Origin of the sequence: Leifsonia sp. 71-9 (assembly GCF_001898805.1) — a bacterium.
GTDB lineage: Bacteria > Actinomycetota > Actinomycetes > Actinomycetales > Microbacteriaceae > Leifsonia.
In genome coordinates, this window is the sequence record NZ_MKVJ01000010.1 from 112,080 (window position 1) to 127,770 (window position 15,691).

Consider the following 15,691-nt stretch of genomic DNA (forward strand, 5'->3'; position numbering starts at 1 on the left):
GGTGGTTCCCGCACGGCCCTGGGCGCGCACATCAGCGCGTAGTCGACCCTCTCTTCCTCTCTCGCCGACGCATCGGCCGGATCGAGGGGGAAACGCCGTTCGTTGGACAGCACCTCCATGACTGCCTCTTCAACGTCGCCACTGGCAACCGTTCCGAAGTTCCCCTGGGTGGGCCTGCTCGCGCTCGCCGCCGCCGTGTTCCTCTCCGTCACGAGCGAGATGATCCCGACCGGGCTCCTGCCCGACATGAGCGCGTCGCTCGGTGTGAGCGAGGCGCAGGTCGGCCTCCTGGTCACCGTCTTCGCCTTCACCGTCGTCGTCACGAGCACCCCGCTCACCGCCCTCACCCGGCGCTGGCCGCGGCACGGCATGATCGTCGGCGTGCTCGTGGTGCTCGGGCTCTCGAACCTCCTCACCGCCTTCTCGCCCGATTACATCTGGGTCGTCGCCTCCCGCATCATCGGCGGCGTCGCCCACGGCATGTTCTGGTCGATCGTCGGCGCGTACGCCGGGCACCTCGTCCCGAAGGAGCAGATCGGCCGCGCCGTCTCGATCACCCTCGGCGGCGGGACGCTCGCCTTCGTCTTCGGGGTCCCGCTCGGCACCTTCGCCGGGCACCTCTTCGGCTGGCGCCTCTCGTTCGGGATCCTCGCCGGGCTGATGTTCGTCGGCGCCCTGCTCGTCTGGCGCTTCCTCCCGGCGGTCGAGCGCGACGAGGCTGCGGCCGGGCGCCGCGATCGCAGCATCCCGCGCCCGAAGGACCGCACCATCCCGACCGTCATCATGGTCTGCCTCATCGCCGCCGTGACGATGATCGGGCACTACTCGTTCTACACGTTCGTGGTGCCGTTCCTCACCGGCCCGATGGGCATCGCGCCCGGCGACGTCGGCGGCCTGCTGTTCATCTACGGCATCGCGGGCGCGATCGGCCTCGTGCTCGCCGGATCCGTCCTCGGCCCGCGCCCGCAGTTCGGGCTGCTGCTCGCCCTGGTCGTGACCGGCGTGGCGGTCGCGGGGCTCGCGGCGTTCGCGGGCCAGCCGGTGCTCGCCCTGATCGCCTTCGTGATCTGGGGGCTCGCCTTCGGGGCGCTCCCTCCGCTCCTGCAGACGCGCCTGCTGCACACCTCGTCGCCCGCGTTCCGCGACACCGCGAGCGCGCTCTACACGACCTCGTTCAACATCGGCATCGGCGGCGGAGCGCTCCTCGGCTCGCTGATCTTCGACGCGGGCGGTCTGATGCTGCTGCCGATCGTCTACATCGTGCTGCTGGCGGTCTCGCTGGTGCTGGTGCTCGTCGTCGGCAGGATGTCCGTCAGAGCAGCCCGGGCAGCATGACCGGAGCGTCCACCACGACCCCGTGGCGGTCGCCGAAGTCGTAGCCGAACCCGATGCGGTAGGTGCCGGGCGCGCCCGTCCACGAATACTCCTGCGAGGCGGTGCCGTCGGCGCCCGTCTCCAGCCACTGGTCCCTCGCGCGGCCGTCGACGTAGAGGAGGAGCCGCGTGCCGGGCAGCCCGTACGCGGTCATCGTGATGGACATGCCCGCGGACATGGCCGTCACCGACGGCGCCAGCACGGTGCCCGTCGCGGGCGCGGAGGGGTCCGAGACGTTGCCGAGCACGTCGGTCTGACGGGCGGTCAGCGCGAACGAGGGTGGGGCGAGGACGAGCTCCGGCGTCGTCCACGAGCCGGCGGGGTCGGCGGTGACGGTCGCCAGCAGCACATCGCCGTCCGAGACGTCGATGGTCGCGCCGGGCTCCGCCGTCCCGGAGACGATCGGCGCGGCGGAGCCGGCGGACGCGCCGGAGCCGGTGTCGACGTTCGCGATCTGCGGGGGGAGGGCCGTGCGATCCACGACCAGCGTGCGTGCGACGGCGTCGGAGGTGCCGCCGGCCGTGGTCTGCGTGAAGGAGAGCGTCCAGCTCCCGTCGCCCAGAGCCGACAGATCGACGGCGAGGTCCCATGAGCCGTGCGCGTCGGCGGTCGTGGTGCCGAGCGAGAGCGCCGCCGCGGCGACCGCCGGGACGTCCGCGCCGACGTCCGAGCCTGGCGCGCGCGCTGCGGTCACCGCGATGGCGGCTGACGGCGCTCCGGTGCCGGAGGCGTCGAGGGCCTGGGCGTTCGTGGCGTAGCCGTCGGCCGGGAAAGCGCCGGAGAGCACGGGAGGCTGCGGGCGCGGCGCAGTGGGGGTGACCGGCGTCGTCGGGTCGGTGGGCGAGGTCGGAGCCGTCGCGCCGGGAGCGGCGGGGGCAGGGGAGGCCGGAGAGACCACCGTGGAGGGGCGGTCAGGGGTGACCGGTGCGGGGGAGGCGGGGGCGGGCGCTGCCGGTGCCTGCGGTGCGGCGTCCACCGCATCGGCGGGGACGGACGGACCGGGAGCCGACGGCGACGCGGGATCGGCGACGGCGGCGCTGGTCGGTGCGGGCGTCGACGCGAAGAGCGCGGGGCCGAAGACGAACGCCCCCGCGACCGCGGCGGCGACGAGCACGCCGCCCACGGCGAGGGACGTGACGGCGGCGGCGCTCGCGCCCGAGCCGGCACCGCCCGCACCGCCGGCCGAGCCTCCCGAGGCCGCGCCCGACGCACCCGCGGTCGAACCGGCGGCCGACGCACCCAGCGTCGTCGTGCCGGCGCTCCCGGTGGCGGCAGCGGGCATCGCGGCCCCGGCTGCGCCCAGCGCGTAGGGCACCGTGTGCGCGCCGCTCTGCATCCACGCCGTGTAGGCCGTCGCGCCGCCGACACCCGCGATCAGCGGCAGGAGCACCAGGGCCATCCTCGAGCCGACGTCCTTCGCCTCCTCCGCCACGATGCTGCAGCGGGCGCAGTCGAGCAGGTGCGCCTCCACCTTCGCGGTCTCGCGCTTGCCGAGTCCGTGGCGGGCGTACGAGCCGAGCCGTTCGGTCGTCCAGTGGCAGTCCGAGTCTTCGGGAACGGCCGCGAGGTGCGCCTGGATCCACGCCTGGCGCAGACCTTCCCGCGCGCGGTAGGCGAGCGCGGCGACGGCGTTCGCCGACATGCCGAGCAGCGGCGCGACGTCGGCCGGCTTCATGCCCTCGACCTCGCAGTACCAGAGCACCTCCTGCCACCGGGTGGGCAGGGTGCGGAAGGCGGTCGCGGTCAGGGAGCGGTCGAGGGCCTCCAAGCCGGCTGCCTCGCTGAAAGCCGGATCCTCGATGGCGTCCGCGTCCTCGATCGGGGTCTCGCGCGAACGGCGGCCCCACGAGGCCGCGACGTTGCGCACCGTCGTGAACAGATAGGCCCGGAACCCGGAGGTCGGCCCGTGCCCGTTGGCGATCGCCTGGTAGATCTTCGCGTAGGCCTCGGCGACGAGGTCGTCGGCGTCCAGATCGCTGTGCGCCCTGGCCACCGTGAGCCCGGCGCGGGCGTGCCGACGCCAGAGCTCCGCGAAGGCGTCCCGATCGCCCGCACGCGTCGCGTCGACCAGCTGGAGGTCGGAGAGATCGGACACGTCGGGCATCCCACGATTCTCCCGCATTCGGGCCGCGAAAGGGCTGTGCGGAAGCCGCCGACGGGAGTCGTCGAAATATTTCACCGAACCGGCGTCATGGATCGAGGAGGTGCCGGTCTCTCAAGACGTGGCCGCCGCACAGGGGGCGTCCGCGCCACGCCCGTGCCGGACCCGAACCGGCACGAGCACGGTGATGACCGACGACCCGAACGCCGATCAGCATCGTCGAGGGGATCCTCGAGGGCCGGATCCAGCACACGGATCCGGCCCCGAGCCCCGCCGGCCCCCGCGCGGACGTGCTTCCGCGCTCAGCGGGCGACGGGGTCGCCGTCCGTGAAGACCTGGAGCACCCGGAAGTCGTCGTCGAGCAGCACGGCGTCCGCCGCGTACCCCTGGGCGAGCCGGCCGAGCTCGTCGCCGCGACCGATCGCGGTCGCGGGCGTCTGGGTGAGCGCCAGCACCGCGTCCTCCACGGGGAGGCCGACCTCCTGCACCGCGCGCCGCAGGGCGTCGTCGAGCGTCAGCGTCGAACCGGCGATCGAGCCGCCCTCGGCGAGACGCGCGACTCCGTCGCGGACCTCCACCGCCAGCGATCCGAGCAGGTAGTCCCCGTCCTCCGCTCCCGCGGCGGCCATCGCGTCGGTGATGAGCGCGACGCGGCCGGGAGCCGCGGCGAACAGCATCCGGACGACCTCGGGGTGCACGTGCACGCCGTCGTTGATGACTTCGAGAGTGACGCCGGGCGTGCGGGTGGCGGCGGCGACCGGTCCGGGAGCGCGGTGGTGCACGCCGTCCATGCCGTTGTAGGCATGGGTCAGGATGCTCGCGCCCGCCTCGAACGCCTCCATCGTCTGCGCGTAGTCGGCCGCCGTGTGGCCGACGGCGACGGCGACGCCGGCCGAGCGGAAGGCGCGCACGGCGTCCAGGCCGCCGGGCAGCTCCGGGGCGAGGGTGATCTGCCGCAGGGTGCCGTCGGCGGCGTCGAGCAGGCGGCCGATGTCGTCCGGGGTCGCCGAGCGCAGCAGGCTCGGCTCGTGGGCGCCCTTGTGGCCGACGTCGAGGAACGGGCCCTCGAGGTGCGAGCCGAGCACGCGGGAGTCCTCGCGGCTGAGCGCCGCGATCGCGCGCACGCTCTCGGCGAGGCGGTCGACGGGCGCGGTGACCAGCGAGACGACCGCGCGGGTGGTGCCGTGGCGCTGGTGCAGATCGAGCGCCCGCCGGATGCTCTCCGGGCCGTCGTCGTAGCTCGCGGTCGCGCCGCCGTGCCCGTGGATGTCGACGAAACCGGGCGTCAGCCACGCGCCGTCGGCGTCCGTGACCGCGACCGTGTCCTCGGCGACGACCGCCGCGCGCCAGTCGTCTCCGGTGCCCGTGGCGGCGATCGTGCTGCCCTCGAACCGCACCCACGCGTTGTGGACGACGTGGCCGTCGGTGACGAGACGGGCGGAATGGATCACATGCGCGGTCATTTCATCGACGATACCGTCGCCCGCACCCGGTCAGGCGACCGGCTGGGGGACCGCGGCGTCGAGCAGGTCGCGGGCCCGGAGCGCGGCACCGATCACGCCGGCGTTCTCGCCGATGCTCGCCGGGAGCAGCGCCGGGCGACGCTGGAAGGTGAGGATGCCCTCGAGACGCTCGGCGAGCGGCACGAAGAGGGCGTCGCCCGCCTGCGAGAGTCCGCCGCCGATCACGATCGCCTCGGGCGAGAGCAGCGCGACGGTGTGCGAGATGTCGAGGGCGAGGGCATCCAGAGCGCTCTCCCAGACGGTGATCGCGTCGGCGTCGCCCGCGGAGGCGCGCTCGAGCACCTCCCGGGCTCCCGGAACGCTCGCTCCCGTCGCCGCGTTGTACCGGCGCGCGATCGCCGCCGCCGACGCCACCGCCTCGAGGCAGCCGATGCCGCCGCACGCGCAGACCGGTCCGTCCGCGACCCGGGAATGACCCATCTCGCCCACCAGGCCGCCGCCCACCAGCAGGCGCCCGTCGAGGAAGACGGCGCCGGCGATCCCGGTGCCGATCGCCATGAAGACCACGTCCCGGTAGGGCGCCGCGGCGCCCAGCCGTTTCTCCGCCTGGCCGGCGCCGCGCACGTCGTGGCTGAACGAGGCGGGCACGCCGAGCGCGTCCGCCGCGCGGTCGCGGAACGGGTACTCGCGCCAGCCGAGGTTCTCGGCGAAGACGCCGACTCCGCGCGCGTCGTCCACATGACCCGGCACCAGCAGGCCGAGCGCCGCCGGCTCGATCTCCGGATGCGTTTCCCGGAACCCGCCCGCGATCGCGGCCACGGCCGCCACGACGGCGTCCGCCGTGCCGGCGCCCTCGTGCGGGGTCGGGCGGCGCTGGATCTCGACGATCCGCCCGTCTGCGTCGATCAGCGCGGCCTTCATGTCCGTCCCGCCGACATCGACGGCGAGCACCGGCGCACCGGGACCCAGGGGAGCGGAGGAGAGGTCGGTGAGTACGTTCACATGTACAGGATCCCATCCCCGGCGCCGCCGCATGCGCACCGGAGTAGTATCCCGCTGAGCATGTCAGCGGGAATCACGAGCACAGCGCCCACGCCGGGAGCCGGGACGCGCGTACGCGGAGACCGGGTGCGCCTGGCCGGTCGCGACCTCCCCTGGTGGGGCGCGATCCTGATCGTCTATGCCTCCTCGCGGATCTTCACGACGGTGTTCATGCTCTCGCTGTACGTCGCGGCGACCGTCGGGCACTGGCCGTTCGCCAGCTCGCGGCAGGATCCGACCTTCTTCACCTTCTCGTCGTCCTGGGACGGCTCGTTCTACCAGCGCATCGCCTCCGGCGGGTATCCGACGACGCTCCCGACCGATGGCGGCGGCGACGTGCAGCAGAACCCGTGGGCGTTCCTGCCGCTCTACCCGCTGGTCGTCCGCGGGCTGATGACCGTCACCGGCCTTCCGTTCGCCCCCGCCGGCGTGGTCGTCGCCACGCTCTTCGGCGCCGGCGCCGCCCTTGTGCTCTACCGCATCGTGAACGCCAGGGGAGGAACGGTCTCCGCCCTCTGGGCGACCGTGTTCTTCTGCTTCGGGCCGCTCTCGTTCGTGCTGCAGATCACCTACGCCGAGAGCATGTTCTTCTTCCTGATGTTCGCCGCGCTCCTGGCGATGATCCGGCGACGATACTGGCTCGTCATCCCCTTCACCGTGGCGGCGGCGTTCGCCAAACCGGGGGCGCTCGCGATCCCGTTGGCGCTCGCCGTCGTGTTCGTCGTGCGTTTCGTGCAGGACCGCCGGGGCGCCGGCGCGTTCGGGATGCGCGAGCGCGTCGCCGTGCTCGTCGCCGGGGCGGTGACCGCGGTCGCCGGTCTGGCCTGGCCGCTCATCGCGTCGCAGGCGACCGGGACGCCCGACGCCTATGTCTCCACCGAGCTCTCATGGTGGACCGGCTTCGTCGGGCACGTGTCGTTCGTGCCGTTGACGCCGTGGTTCCTCTTCACCTGGAAGTACGCGGGCATCGCCGGGGTGCTGCTGGTGGTCGCGGTGATCGCCGGTTTCGTCTGGCTGCTGCGCCGGCCGGGCGTACGCGACCTCGGCACCGAGGTGGTGGCCTACTCGGCCAGCTACGGCCTCTACCTGGTGGCGGTGTTCCTGCCGCAGCAGAGCCTGTTCCGCCTCCTGCTCCCGCTCGCGCCGCTGGGCGGTGCCCGCGGACTCACGCACAGTCCGCGGGCGCGGACCATCGTGCTGGTCGCGGGCGTCGCGCTGCAGCCGGTCGCCCTGATCCTGCTGTGGTTCCTCGGCTACCCCTGATCGGTTCTCCGGCGGGCGGTGCCGATCAGCTCGGGGCGTTCTCCGGCCACGGCACGTCGGCGGTGCGGCGATAGGAGGTGCCCGCGGCATCCCAGTGCTCCGCGAGCCGGGCGAGACGCGCGGCGAACTCCGGGAAGTCGCGCGCGGCCTCCACGGGCTCGGTGTCGGCGGGCGCCGGCGACCAGCCGATCTCGGCGACCGCGGCGAGGCGGGGGAACACCATCTCCTCGGCCTCCTGGATGGTGGTGACCGTCTCGGTCCACAGCGGCGCCTCGACGCCGAGGATGTGGGCCTCGGCGAGGCCGGGGACGATGCGCGCCGGGTCCCACGTCAGGGCGTCGCGCAGGGTCGTGGGGCCGTCCGCCCAGTCCTGGCCGATCGGGTCGCCCTCCTCGTAGACGATGTCGAGGTAGGCGACGTCGGCGGGGGAGAGGATGGCCGCGCCGCCCTGGCGGACGAACGACAGGATGTCGTCGGCGGCCGATCCGCGCGGCGTCCGGTAGTCCCAGTACTGGCCCACCGTCCCGTCCGGGAGCGCGTCGCAGGCCCCCATCTCGTGCCAGCCCACCGGCGTCTTCCCCGCCTCGGCGACGAGACGCGCGGCGTGCTCGATGAAGGCGACGAAGTCCTCGCGCGACGTGCTGAGGCACTCGTCGCCGCCGATGTGGAGGAACGGCCCCGGCGTCAGGGCGGCGACCTCGCCGATGACGTCCGCCAGGAACCGCTCCGTCGTCGCGTCGCCGGTCATCAGGGTGCTGAACCCGACGGTCGTGCCCGTGTAGAGCGCGGGTGCCGTTCCGTCGGGGTTGAGGGCCGGGTACGACGCGAGGGCGGCGTTCGTGTGTCCCGGCATGTCGATCTCGGGGACGATCGTGATGTGCCGCTCCGCCGCGTAGGCGACGAGGCCGCGGTACTCGTCCTGCGTGTAGAAGCCGCCCGCGCCTCCTCCCGCCGCCGTCGACCCGCCGACGCGGGTCAGCTCGGGCCACGACGCGATCTCGAGCCGCCACCCCTGGTCGTCGGTGAGGTGCAGGTGGAGGTGGTTGACCTTCAGCAGCGCGATCGCGTCGATGAAGCGCTCGACATCCCGCACGGGGAAGAAATGGCGGGCGACGTCGAGCATCGCGCCGCGGTAGGCGTATCGCGGATGGTCCCGCACGCGCACCGCCTCGATCGTCAGCGGGTCGTCGGAGCAGGAGGCGGGGACGAGCTGACGCAGCGTCTGCACGCCGTGGAAGGCGCCGGCCGCGGTGGCCGCTCCGATCCGCACGCCCTCCGCCGCGATGTCGAGGGAGTAGCCCTCCTCGCGGTGGCCGTCCGGCCCCTCGTCGTCGGCGACCACGATGGCGATGTCGCCGTACTCGGGCGGTTCGATGACGACGACGAGCTCGCGGCGGCAGTCGCTGCGGAGCGCGTCGCGCAGGAGCGCGGCCACGGCCTCCGCTCCGGCGCCGGCGACGCTGATCCGGGCCGTCGGCCCGAGGACGAACGGTGCATCGGTCGTGCTCTCGAGCTCGACTGGGCGGGGTACGACCACGGAGGCTCCTAACGCGGCTGGCTCTTTCGGGTGATCGGCCATGTCCGTCCACCCCGTCGGACGGCCACCAGCGAGTATCGCAGGCCTCCTAACTAATGAGCAAGGGCCCGGGACCCGGCCGCCTTTGCTATGCTGGGCGACGTCGCGACTGGCGCTCAGATGGTCACCATCGGGGAGCGACGACGGTACCTCGAAAGCATGGGTGGATTCGGCCGCGCGCCTGGGTCGATACGTACACTGTCCATCCCTGTCCGAAGGAGCCCGTTGTGACCGACACCCTGCCCTCGACCTTCACCGCCCCGCTCGCGGAGGTCGACCCCGAGATCGCGGAGGTGCTGCAGCTCGAGCTCGGCCGCCAGCGCGACTACCTCGAGATGATCGCCTCCGAGAACTTCGTGCCGCGCGCGGTGCTGGAGTCCGTCGGCTCGGTCCTCACCAACAAGTACGCCGAGGGCTACCCCGGCCGCCGCTACTACGGCGGCTGCGAGTACGTGGACATCGCCGAGCAGCTGGCGATCGACCGGGCGAAGAGCCTGTTCGGCGCCGAGTACGCGAACGTCCAGCCGCACTCCGGCGCCTCCGCCAACGCCGCGGTCCTCTCCGCGATCGCGACCCCCGGCGACACCATCCTGGGCCTGGAGCTCGCCCACGGCGGCCACCTGACCCACGGCATGAAGCTCAACTTCTCGGGCAAGCTCTACAACGCCGTCTCCTACGGCGTCGACCCCGAGACCTTCCTCGTCGACATGGACGTGGTGCGCGACAAGGCCCGCGAGCACAAGCCGCAGGTCATCATCGCCGGCTGGTCGGCCTACCCCCGCCACCTCGACTTCGCCGCCTTCCGCGAGATCGCGGACGAGGTCGGCGCGAAGCTCTGGGTCGACATGGCGCACTTCGCCGGCCTCGTCGCCGCGGGGCTGCACCCGTCGCCCGTGCCCTACGCGGACGTCGTCAGCTCGACGGTGCACAAGACCATCGGCGGCCCCCGCTCCGGCTTCATCGTCAGCCGCGACACCGAGCTCGCCAAGAAGCTCAACTCCAACGTGTTCCCCGGTCAGCAGGGCGGCCCGCTCATGCACGTGATCGCCGCGAAGGCGACCGCGTTCAAGCTCGCCGCGACCGAGGAGTTCAAGGACCGCCAGGCGCGCACGATCCGCGGTGCGCAGATCCTCGCCTCCCGCCTCACCGCCGACGACTCGCGCGCGGCCGGCGTCGACGTGCTCACCGGCGGCACGGACGTGCACCTGGTGCTCGCCGACCTGCGCAACTCGCAGCTCGACGGTCAGCAGGCGGAGGATGTGCTGCACGAGGTCGGCATCACCGTCAACCGAAACGCCGTGCCGTTCGACCCGCGCCCGCCGATGGTCACCTCCGGCCTCCGGATCGGCACGCCGGCCCTTGCGACCCGCGGCTTCGGTGACACCGAGTTCACCGAGGTGGCGGACATCATCGGCAGTGCGCTCGTGCCCGGCGCCGACACCGCCGCGCTGCGCTCGCGCGTGGACGCGCTGACCGCGGCGTTCCCGCTCTACCCCGGCCTGACCCCCTCCGGCCAGGACGCGTTCCCGGTCGAGCTCCCCTCCTCGATCTGACCGCTCCGCACCCTCGAGTACACGAAGAGTCGGGCGAGAACCGTCGAGTACGCGCAGTATTCGCGTACTCGACGGTTCGATGACGGAGAGACGATGACGGCGAAGATTCTGGACGGCAAGGCGACCGCCGCCGCGATCAAGAGCGAACTGGCCGAACGCGTGGCGCGCCTGCGCGAGCAGGGCATCGTGCCCGGGCTCGGCACGATCCTGGTCGGCGACGACCCGGGTTCGCAGTGGTACGTCGCGGGCAAGCACCGCGACTGCGCGGAGGTGGGCATCGCCTCCATCCGCCGCGACCTCCCCGTCGACATCTCGCAGACCGAGCTGGAGGCCGTGATCGAGGAGCTGAACGCCGACCCCGATTGCACGGGGTTCATCGTCCAGCTCCCGCTGCCGCCGCACCTCGACACCGACGCGGTCCTCGAACTCGTCGAGCCGGCCAAGGACGCGGACGGCCTGCACCCCACGAACCTCGGCCGCCTGATGCTGAACGTCAACCGCCCGATCACGACGCCCCTCCCGTGCACCCCGCGTGGCGTCGTCGAGCTGATGGAGCGGCACGGGATCGACCTGAACGGCAAGCACGTCGTCATCGTCGGCCGCGGCGTCACCGTCGGCCGCTCGATCGGCGCGCTGCTGACCCGTCGCGAATACAATGCGACCGTGACGCTCACGCACACCGGCACCGTCGACCTCGACGAGCACCTCAAGCGCGCCGACGTGATCGTGGCCGCCGCGGGCGTCGCGGGCCTGGTCTCGGCCGAGAACGTGAAGCCCGGCGCGATCGTCCTCGACGTGGGCGTGAGTCGCGTGGAGGACCCGCTCACCGGCACGAGCGTGGTCGCCGGCGACGTGGCGGCGGATGTCGCCGAGGTCGCGGCGTGGATCTCCCCGAACCCGGGAGGCGTCGGCCCGATGACCCGGGCGCTCCTGCTGCAGAACGTGGTCGAGTCCGCGGAGCGGGTGCTGGCATGAGCGGGGAGGGCGCCGGGCGGACGCACCCCGCCGTGGAGCGGGTCGAGTCCGCCCTGCTCGCCGCCGGCGTCGAGCCGCGGGTGCGCTGGTTCGAGGCGGCGACGCCGACGGCCGTGTCCGCCGCCGCCGAGCTCGGCGTGGAGGTGGGCGCGATCGCGAACTCGCTCGTGTTCACGATCGACGGCGAGCCACTGCTGGTGATGACCTCCGGCGCGCACCGGGTCGACACGGCCTTCCTCGGCGAGCAGCTCGGCGGGCGCATCCGCCGGGCCGATCCCGAGACGGTGAAGTCCGCGACGGGGCAGACGATCGGCGGAGTCGCTCCGGTCGGTCATCCCGCCCCGCTGCGCACGATCGTGGATGTCGCGCTGGCCGGTTACCCCGAGGTGTGGGCCGCGGCGGGACACCCGCACACGGTGTTCCCGACGACGTTCGCCGAGCTGGTGCGGCTGACGGGTGGGGAGCCCGGCGCGGTGGAGCCGTCCGCCACGGATTCCGGCGCGACCGAGCGCTGAGTCAGCCCCGCGGGTGCGCCTCCACCAGGCGCAGGTAGGCGGAGGCGTTGCCGACGAGACCGGCCCGCTCCTCCTCCGTGAGTGCGCGGCGGACCTTGCCGGGAACGCCCGCGACGAGCGACGCGGGAGGGACGATCGTCCCCTCGAGCACGACCGTCCCGGCCGCGACCAGCGACCCGGCCCCGATGACCGCGCCGTTGAGCACGGTCGCGTGCATCCCGATCAGCGCTCCGTCCTCGACCGTGCAGCCGTGCAGGACTGCGTTGTGGCCGACCGACACGTCCGCTCCGATCGTCAGCGGGTAGCCCGCGTCGACGTGGCACGAGACGTTGTCCTGGATGTTGCTGCGCTCGCCCAGCACGATGTCCTCCGCTTCGGCGCGGAGCACGGCGTTGTACCAGACGCTCGAGGAGGCGGCGAGGCGCACGCGCCCGGCGAGGACGGCGCCCGGGGCGATGAAGGCATCGGGAGCGATGGTCGGCGCCGAGCCGTCGGCGAGGGTGACGAGGGTGCTCATCCCGTCAGCTTAGCCAGCGCGCGCGGCGCTCTCCGGGCTCTCGTCGACGACGATGAAACGCTTGCGCACCACGCGCCCGTCCGGCGAGTCCGGCAGGTCGTCGAGCGCCGCGCGCACCCGGTTGAGGATGCGCGGGGGCAGCTCGAGGGCGGGCTCCGCCGGCTGGTCGATCGTCCCGGGCGGGTAGGCGACACCGGGCTCCCGGGTCATCTCGATGTGAGCGCCCCGCAGCTCGCGCACGCGCGCGGGGGCCGTGTCGCGGAACCGGATCAGCCGGTCGATCGTCGCGCTGTACTGCGCCCGGTCCCGGATGTAGAGGTGGGCGGGCAGCACGGTGTCGCCGGTGAAGAGGATGCCGGTCCGGCGGTCGAAGAACACGACGGCGGACGGCTCGTGGCCCGGGCCGCCGATCACGTCGATCGGGCGCTGGCCGAGGTCGAACTCCACGACCTCGTCCGGCCAGGAGTGGAACCCGAAGAACGAGATCACCTGCGCCGGCGTGGTCCCGACGACCGTCGTCGCGGGGCGCACGGCGAGGAGCGGGTCGCCGGCGATGTGGTCGCGGTGCGCGTGCGTGTGCGCCACGACCAGCGGATACGGCCGCAGGAACACCGCGGGGTTGCGTCGCAGCCAGGTGTCGGTGAGGCGGTCGACGGTCGCGCGGAGGGGGAAGACGGACTCGTCGGCGGTCGCCCCGGTGTCGAGGAGCAAAGCGCGCCGCCGGCCGAAGAGCAGGAACAGGAACGGCGCCTCCCAGTGCGAGGACTTCGGCTGTCGCAGCTGCACGGTGTCGGCGTCGAGCCAGGTGATCTCCGGATCCGTCATCCCCGCCATCTTCCTCCCGCGCGGTTGCCGGGAGGTTAACGCCGGCGACCGTCGGAGGTCAGCTCTCGCGGCGCGTGCCCTCGGACGGGACCACCGTGAAGAGGTTCGGCTGGCCGAAGCCGTGCTCGGCGAAGGCGCCGTCGAGCGCCACGAGCACGCGGCTGACCGCGTCGGACGGCACGAGCGCGATCGCCGAGCCGCCGAAGCCGCCGCCGGTCATGCGCGCGCCGATGGCCCCGCTGGACTGCGCCGTCTCGACGGCGAGGTCGAGCTCGGGCACGGAGATCTCGAAGTCGTCGCGCATGGAGGCGTGGGAGGCGTCGAGCAGTTCCCCGATCGCGGTCGGGCCCTGCTCGCGCAGGGTGCGCACGGTGTCGAGCACGCGCTGGTCCTCCGTGACGACGTGGCGGACGCGGCGGAAGGTCACATCGTCGAGCAGTTCACGGGCGCGGTCCAGATCGGCGACCGAGACATCCCGGAGCGACTCGACTCCGAGCGCGGCGGCTCCGGCCTCGCAGGAGGCGCGACGCTCCGCGTAGCCGCCCGTGGCGTGCGCGTGCTCCACGCCGGTGTCGATCACGACGATCTCCAGCCCGGCCTCGGCCAGCCCCAGCGGCACGACCTCGGAGTGCAGGGTGCGGCAGTCCAGGAACACGGCGGAATCCGGCTCGCCCAGCAGCGAGGCGGACTGGTCCATGATGCCGGTCGGGGCTCCGACGGCCACGTTCTCGGCGCGCTGGCCCACGCGGGCGAGCGTCTGACGGTCGAGTCCGAGCCGCCACACGTCGTTCAGCGCGAGGGCGACGGCGCCCTCGATCGCGGCGGACGACGACAGGCCGGCGCCGACGGGGACGTTGGAGTCGATGAGCACGTCGAAGCCCGGCACGGCGGCCAGGTCGGCCCCGAACTCACCGAGCGCCCAGGCCACGCCGAGCGGGTAGGCCGACCATCCGGAGAGGGCGTCCGGGCCGATCGCGTCGAGGTCGATCTCCACGAGCTCGTCGGCGAAGGTGCTGCCGACGCGGACGGTGCGGTCGTCGCGCAGACCGAGAGCGGCGACGGTGCGGCGGTTGATCGCGAACGGGAGGACGAATCCCTCGTTGTAGTCGGTGTGCTCGCCGATGAGGTTGACGCGGCCGGGGGAGGACCAGACGCCGTCGGGCTGGCGCCCGAACACCTCGGCGAAGTCGTCGCGGACGCCGGAGCGCAGATCGGTCATCGGTCGGCCTTTCGGTCGGAAGGGGCGGGGGGAACGGTGACGAGGCCGGAGATGCCCGAAGGCAGCTCGCCGACGGGGTTCTCGCGATCGGCGCGGGCGACGGCCTCGCGGAGAGCCACTGCGGCTTTCTCGGGAGGGACGTCGCCGATCCACGCACCCATCGCGGATTCGGAACCGGCCAGGAACTTCAGCTTATCCGCGGCACGACGCGGAGAGGTGATCTGCAGCATCAGGCGGATCTCGTCGCGCCGTACGTCGACCGGAGCCTGGTGCCAGGCGGCGATGTAGGGCGTGGGGGAGTCGTAGAGCGCATCCACACCGCGCAGAACGCGGAGGTAGAGCGTCGCGAGCTCGTCGCGCTCGGCGTCGTTCGTCTCCGCGAAGTCGGCGACGTGACGGTGCGGGAGCACGTGGATCTCGATGGGCCAGCGGGCGGCGAAGGGCACGAACGCCGTCCAGTGCTCGCCGGCCAGCACGACGCGCTCGGCAGCGCGCTCGCGCTCCAGGATGTCGGCGAACAGCGTCGGCCCGTAGGAGTCGAGCGAGCGGATGAGGGCGTTGGTGCGCGGGGTGATGTACGGGTACGAGTAGATCTGGCCGTGCGGGTGATGCAGGGTGACGCCGATGGCCTCGCCGCGGTTCTCGAACGGGAAGACCTGGCGCACGCCGGGCAGCGCGGAGAGCACCGCGGTGCGGTCCGCCCAGGCCTCGATGACGGTGCGGGCGCGGGAGGGCGTGAGGCTTCCGAAGGAGCCGCTCGTCGCGGGGCTGAAGCACACGACCTCGCAGCGGCCGACGGAGGTGCGCGTGCGGCCGAGACCGACCTCGGCCAGGTCGTCGAGGCCGAGGGGGGCGTTCGGGTCCTCGAGCAGCGGCCCGAACGACGGCGACTTGTTCTCGAAGACCGCCACGTCGTAGACGCTCGGGATCTCGGACGGATTGCTCGGCGTGGCCGGGGCGAGCGGGTCCAGCTCGGCGGGCGGCAGCATCACCCGGTTCTGGCGGGCGGCTGCGATGGACACCCACTCGCCGGTCAGCGGATCCTGGCGCATGGTCGCCGTCGCCGGGCGCGGCGCGGGCTCGCGCAGGTCGGGCGCGCGGTCGGGCGCGAGCGTCGAGTCCGCGTCGTCGTAGTAGATGAGGTCCCGGCCGTCGGAGAGGACGTGCGGGCGCTTGGTGATGGAAGCCATGCCAGCCTTTCGTTTCCGAAAGCAAATCTAGTCATTCGCTTTCGCATTGACAAGCAAACGCAAGCGGAACACGATGGTG

The 15,691-nt window shown here is 72.8% G+C and carries 13 protein-coding genes and 1 riboswitch; of the genes, 5 read left to right on the forward strand and 8 right to left on the reverse strand.

Translation table 11 applies throughout. The features are described from left to right. Positions 1 to 117: 117 nt before the first annotated feature. On the forward strand, positions 118 to 1,335 hold the full coding sequence (locus tag BGO91_RS05920; protein WP_290471926.1) for an MFS transporter: 1,218 nt from the start codon (positions 118 to 120) through the stop codon (positions 1,333 to 1,335). Here the strand turns inward: BGO91_RS05920 and BGO91_RS05925 are convergent. The 3 genes from BGO91_RS05925 to BGO91_RS05935 form a co-directional block, all read right to left on the reverse strand. Then, complete coding sequence (locus tag BGO91_RS05925) at positions 1,313 to 3,478, reverse strand: sigma-70 family RNA polymerase sigma factor (RefSeq protein ID WP_290471927.1); 2,166 nt, start codon at positions 3,476 to 3,478, stop codon at positions 1,313 to 1,315. The two genes, BGO91_RS05920 and BGO91_RS05925, sit on opposite strands and share 23 nt — an antisense overlap. 299 nt (positions 3,479 to 3,777) lie before the next feature. Further along, the gene (nagA, locus tag BGO91_RS05930; protein ID WP_290471928.1) at positions 3,778 to 4,938 is read right to left on the reverse strand and encodes an N-acetylglucosamine-6-phosphate deacetylase; all 1,161 of its coding nucleotides are present in this window, start codon (positions 4,936 to 4,938) and stop codon (positions 3,778 to 3,780) included. A 30-nt stretch (positions 4,939 to 4,968) separates the two neighbouring features. Further along, positions 4,969 to 5,940 (reverse strand): ROK family protein, encoded by a 972-nt coding sequence (locus BGO91_RS05935; RefSeq protein WP_290471929.1) that lies wholly within the window; start codon positions 5,938 to 5,940, stop codon positions 4,969 to 4,971. A 60-nt stretch (positions 5,941 to 6,000) separates the two neighbouring features. Between BGO91_RS05935 and BGO91_RS05940 the strand changes: the two genes are divergently transcribed. After that, positions 6,001 to 7,242, forward strand: coding sequence for a hypothetical protein (locus BGO91_RS05940; RefSeq protein WP_290471930.1), 1,242 nt, complete (start codon positions 6,001 to 6,003; stop codon positions 7,240 to 7,242). A gap of 25 nt (positions 7,243 to 7,267) precedes the next feature. On the opposite strand, the gene BGO91_RS05945 is transcribed toward BGO91_RS05940, so the two are convergent. Next, on the reverse strand, positions 7,268 to 8,779 hold the full coding sequence (locus BGO91_RS05945; RefSeq protein ID WP_290471931.1) for a family 20 glycosylhydrolase: 1,512 nt from the start codon (positions 8,777 to 8,779) through the stop codon (positions 7,268 to 7,270). Positions 8,780 to 8,913: 134 nt separating this feature from the next. Then, a riboswitch (ZMP/ZTP riboswitch) is annotated at positions 8,914 to 9,012 on the forward strand. Between the two features lie 33 nt (positions 9,013 to 9,045). On the opposite strand from BGO91_RS05945, the gene glyA reads away from it, so the two are divergent. From glyA to BGO91_RS05960, 3 genes are all read left to right on the forward strand, one after another. Continuing rightward, the gene (gene glyA, locus BGO91_RS05950; protein ID WP_021765119.1) at positions 9,046 to 10,371 is read left to right on the forward strand and encodes a serine hydroxymethyltransferase; all 1,326 of its coding nucleotides are present in this window, start codon (positions 9,046 to 9,048) and stop codon (positions 10,369 to 10,371) included. Between the two features lie 93 nt (positions 10,372 to 10,464). Next, positions 10,465 to 11,346, forward strand: coding sequence for a bifunctional methylenetetrahydrofolate dehydrogenase/methenyltetrahydrofolate cyclohydrolase (locus tag BGO91_RS05955; protein WP_290471932.1), 882 nt, complete (start codon positions 10,465 to 10,467; stop codon positions 11,344 to 11,346). Then, positions 11,343 to 11,861 (forward strand): YbaK/EbsC family protein, encoded by a 519-nt coding sequence (locus BGO91_RS05960; protein WP_290471933.1) that lies wholly within the window; start codon positions 11,343 to 11,345, stop codon positions 11,859 to 11,861. The genes BGO91_RS05955 and BGO91_RS05960 overlap by 4 nt, the downstream gene beginning before the upstream one ends. Position 11,862: 1 nt before the next feature. Here the strand turns inward: BGO91_RS05960 and BGO91_RS05965 are convergent, their stop codons facing one another. Genes BGO91_RS05965 through galT form a run of 4 tightly spaced genes read right to left on the reverse strand, consistent with a single transcriptional unit; the run spans position 11,863 to position 15,612 of the window. After that, a complete protein-coding gene (locus BGO91_RS05965; protein WP_290471934.1) occupies positions 11,863 to 12,378 on the reverse strand; it encodes a gamma carbonic anhydrase family protein in 516 nt (171 codons plus the stop codon). Between the two features lie 9 nt (positions 12,379 to 12,387). Continuing rightward, entirely contained in the window at positions 12,388 to 13,203 is an 816-nt protein-coding gene (locus BGO91_RS05970; RefSeq protein ID WP_290471935.1) for an MBL fold metallo-hydrolase, read from the reverse strand. Between the two features lie 58 nt (positions 13,204 to 13,261). Further along, positions 13,262 to 14,422 carry a galactokinase gene (gene galK, locus BGO91_RS05975; RefSeq protein ID WP_290471936.1) on the reverse strand — a complete coding sequence of 387 codons (1,161 nt, stop codon included), beginning with the start codon at positions 14,420 to 14,422 and terminating at the stop codon, positions 13,262 to 13,264. Beyond that, positions 14,419 to 15,612, reverse strand: a complete 1,194-nt coding sequence (gene galT, locus BGO91_RS05980; protein ID WP_290471937.1) for a galactose-1-phosphate uridylyltransferase — start codon at positions 15,610 to 15,612, stop codon at positions 14,419 to 14,421. The genes galK and galT overlap by 4 nt, the downstream gene beginning before the upstream one ends. Between the last annotated feature and the right edge of the window lie 79 nt (positions 15,613 to 15,691).

Bases quoted from the DNA above. Each gene is read 5' to 3' on its own strand.
- galK (WP_290471936.1), bottom strand. From the start codon at position 14,422: ATGACCGATCTGCGCTCCGGCGTCCGCGACGACTTCGCCGAGGTGTTC.
- BGO91_RS05925 (WP_290471927.1), bottom strand. From the start codon at position 3,478: ATGCCCGACGTGTCCGATCTCTCCGACCTCCAGCTGGTCGACGCGACG.
- BGO91_RS05955 (WP_290471932.1), top strand. From the start codon at position 10,465: ATGACGGCGAAGATTCTGGACGGCAAGGCGACCGCCGCCGCGATCAAG.
- BGO91_RS05940 (WP_290471930.1), top strand. From the start codon at position 6,001: ATGTCAGCGGGAATCACGAGCACAGCGCCCACGCCGGGAGCCGGGACG.
- BGO91_RS05960 (WP_290471933.1), top strand. From the start codon at position 11,343: ATGAGCGGGGAGGGCGCCGGGCGGACGCACCCCGCCGTGGAGCGGGTC.
- BGO91_RS05965 (WP_290471934.1), bottom strand. From the start codon at position 12,378: ATGAGCACCCTCGTCACCCTCGCCGACGGCTCGGCGCCGACCATCGCT.
- BGO91_RS05970 (WP_290471935.1), bottom strand. From the start codon at position 13,203: ATGACGGATCCGGAGATCACCTGGCTCGACGCCGACACCGTGCAGCTG.
- galT (WP_290471937.1), bottom strand. From the start codon at position 15,612: ATGGCTTCCATCACCAAGCGCCCGCACGTCCTCTCCGACGGCCGGGAC.
- nagA (WP_290471928.1), bottom strand. From the start codon at position 4,938: ATGACCGCGCATGTGATCCATTCCGCCCGTCTCGTCACCGACGGCCAC.
- BGO91_RS05920 (WP_290471926.1), top strand. From the start codon at position 118: ATGACTGCCTCTTCAACGTCGCCACTGGCAACCGTTCCGAAGTTCCCC.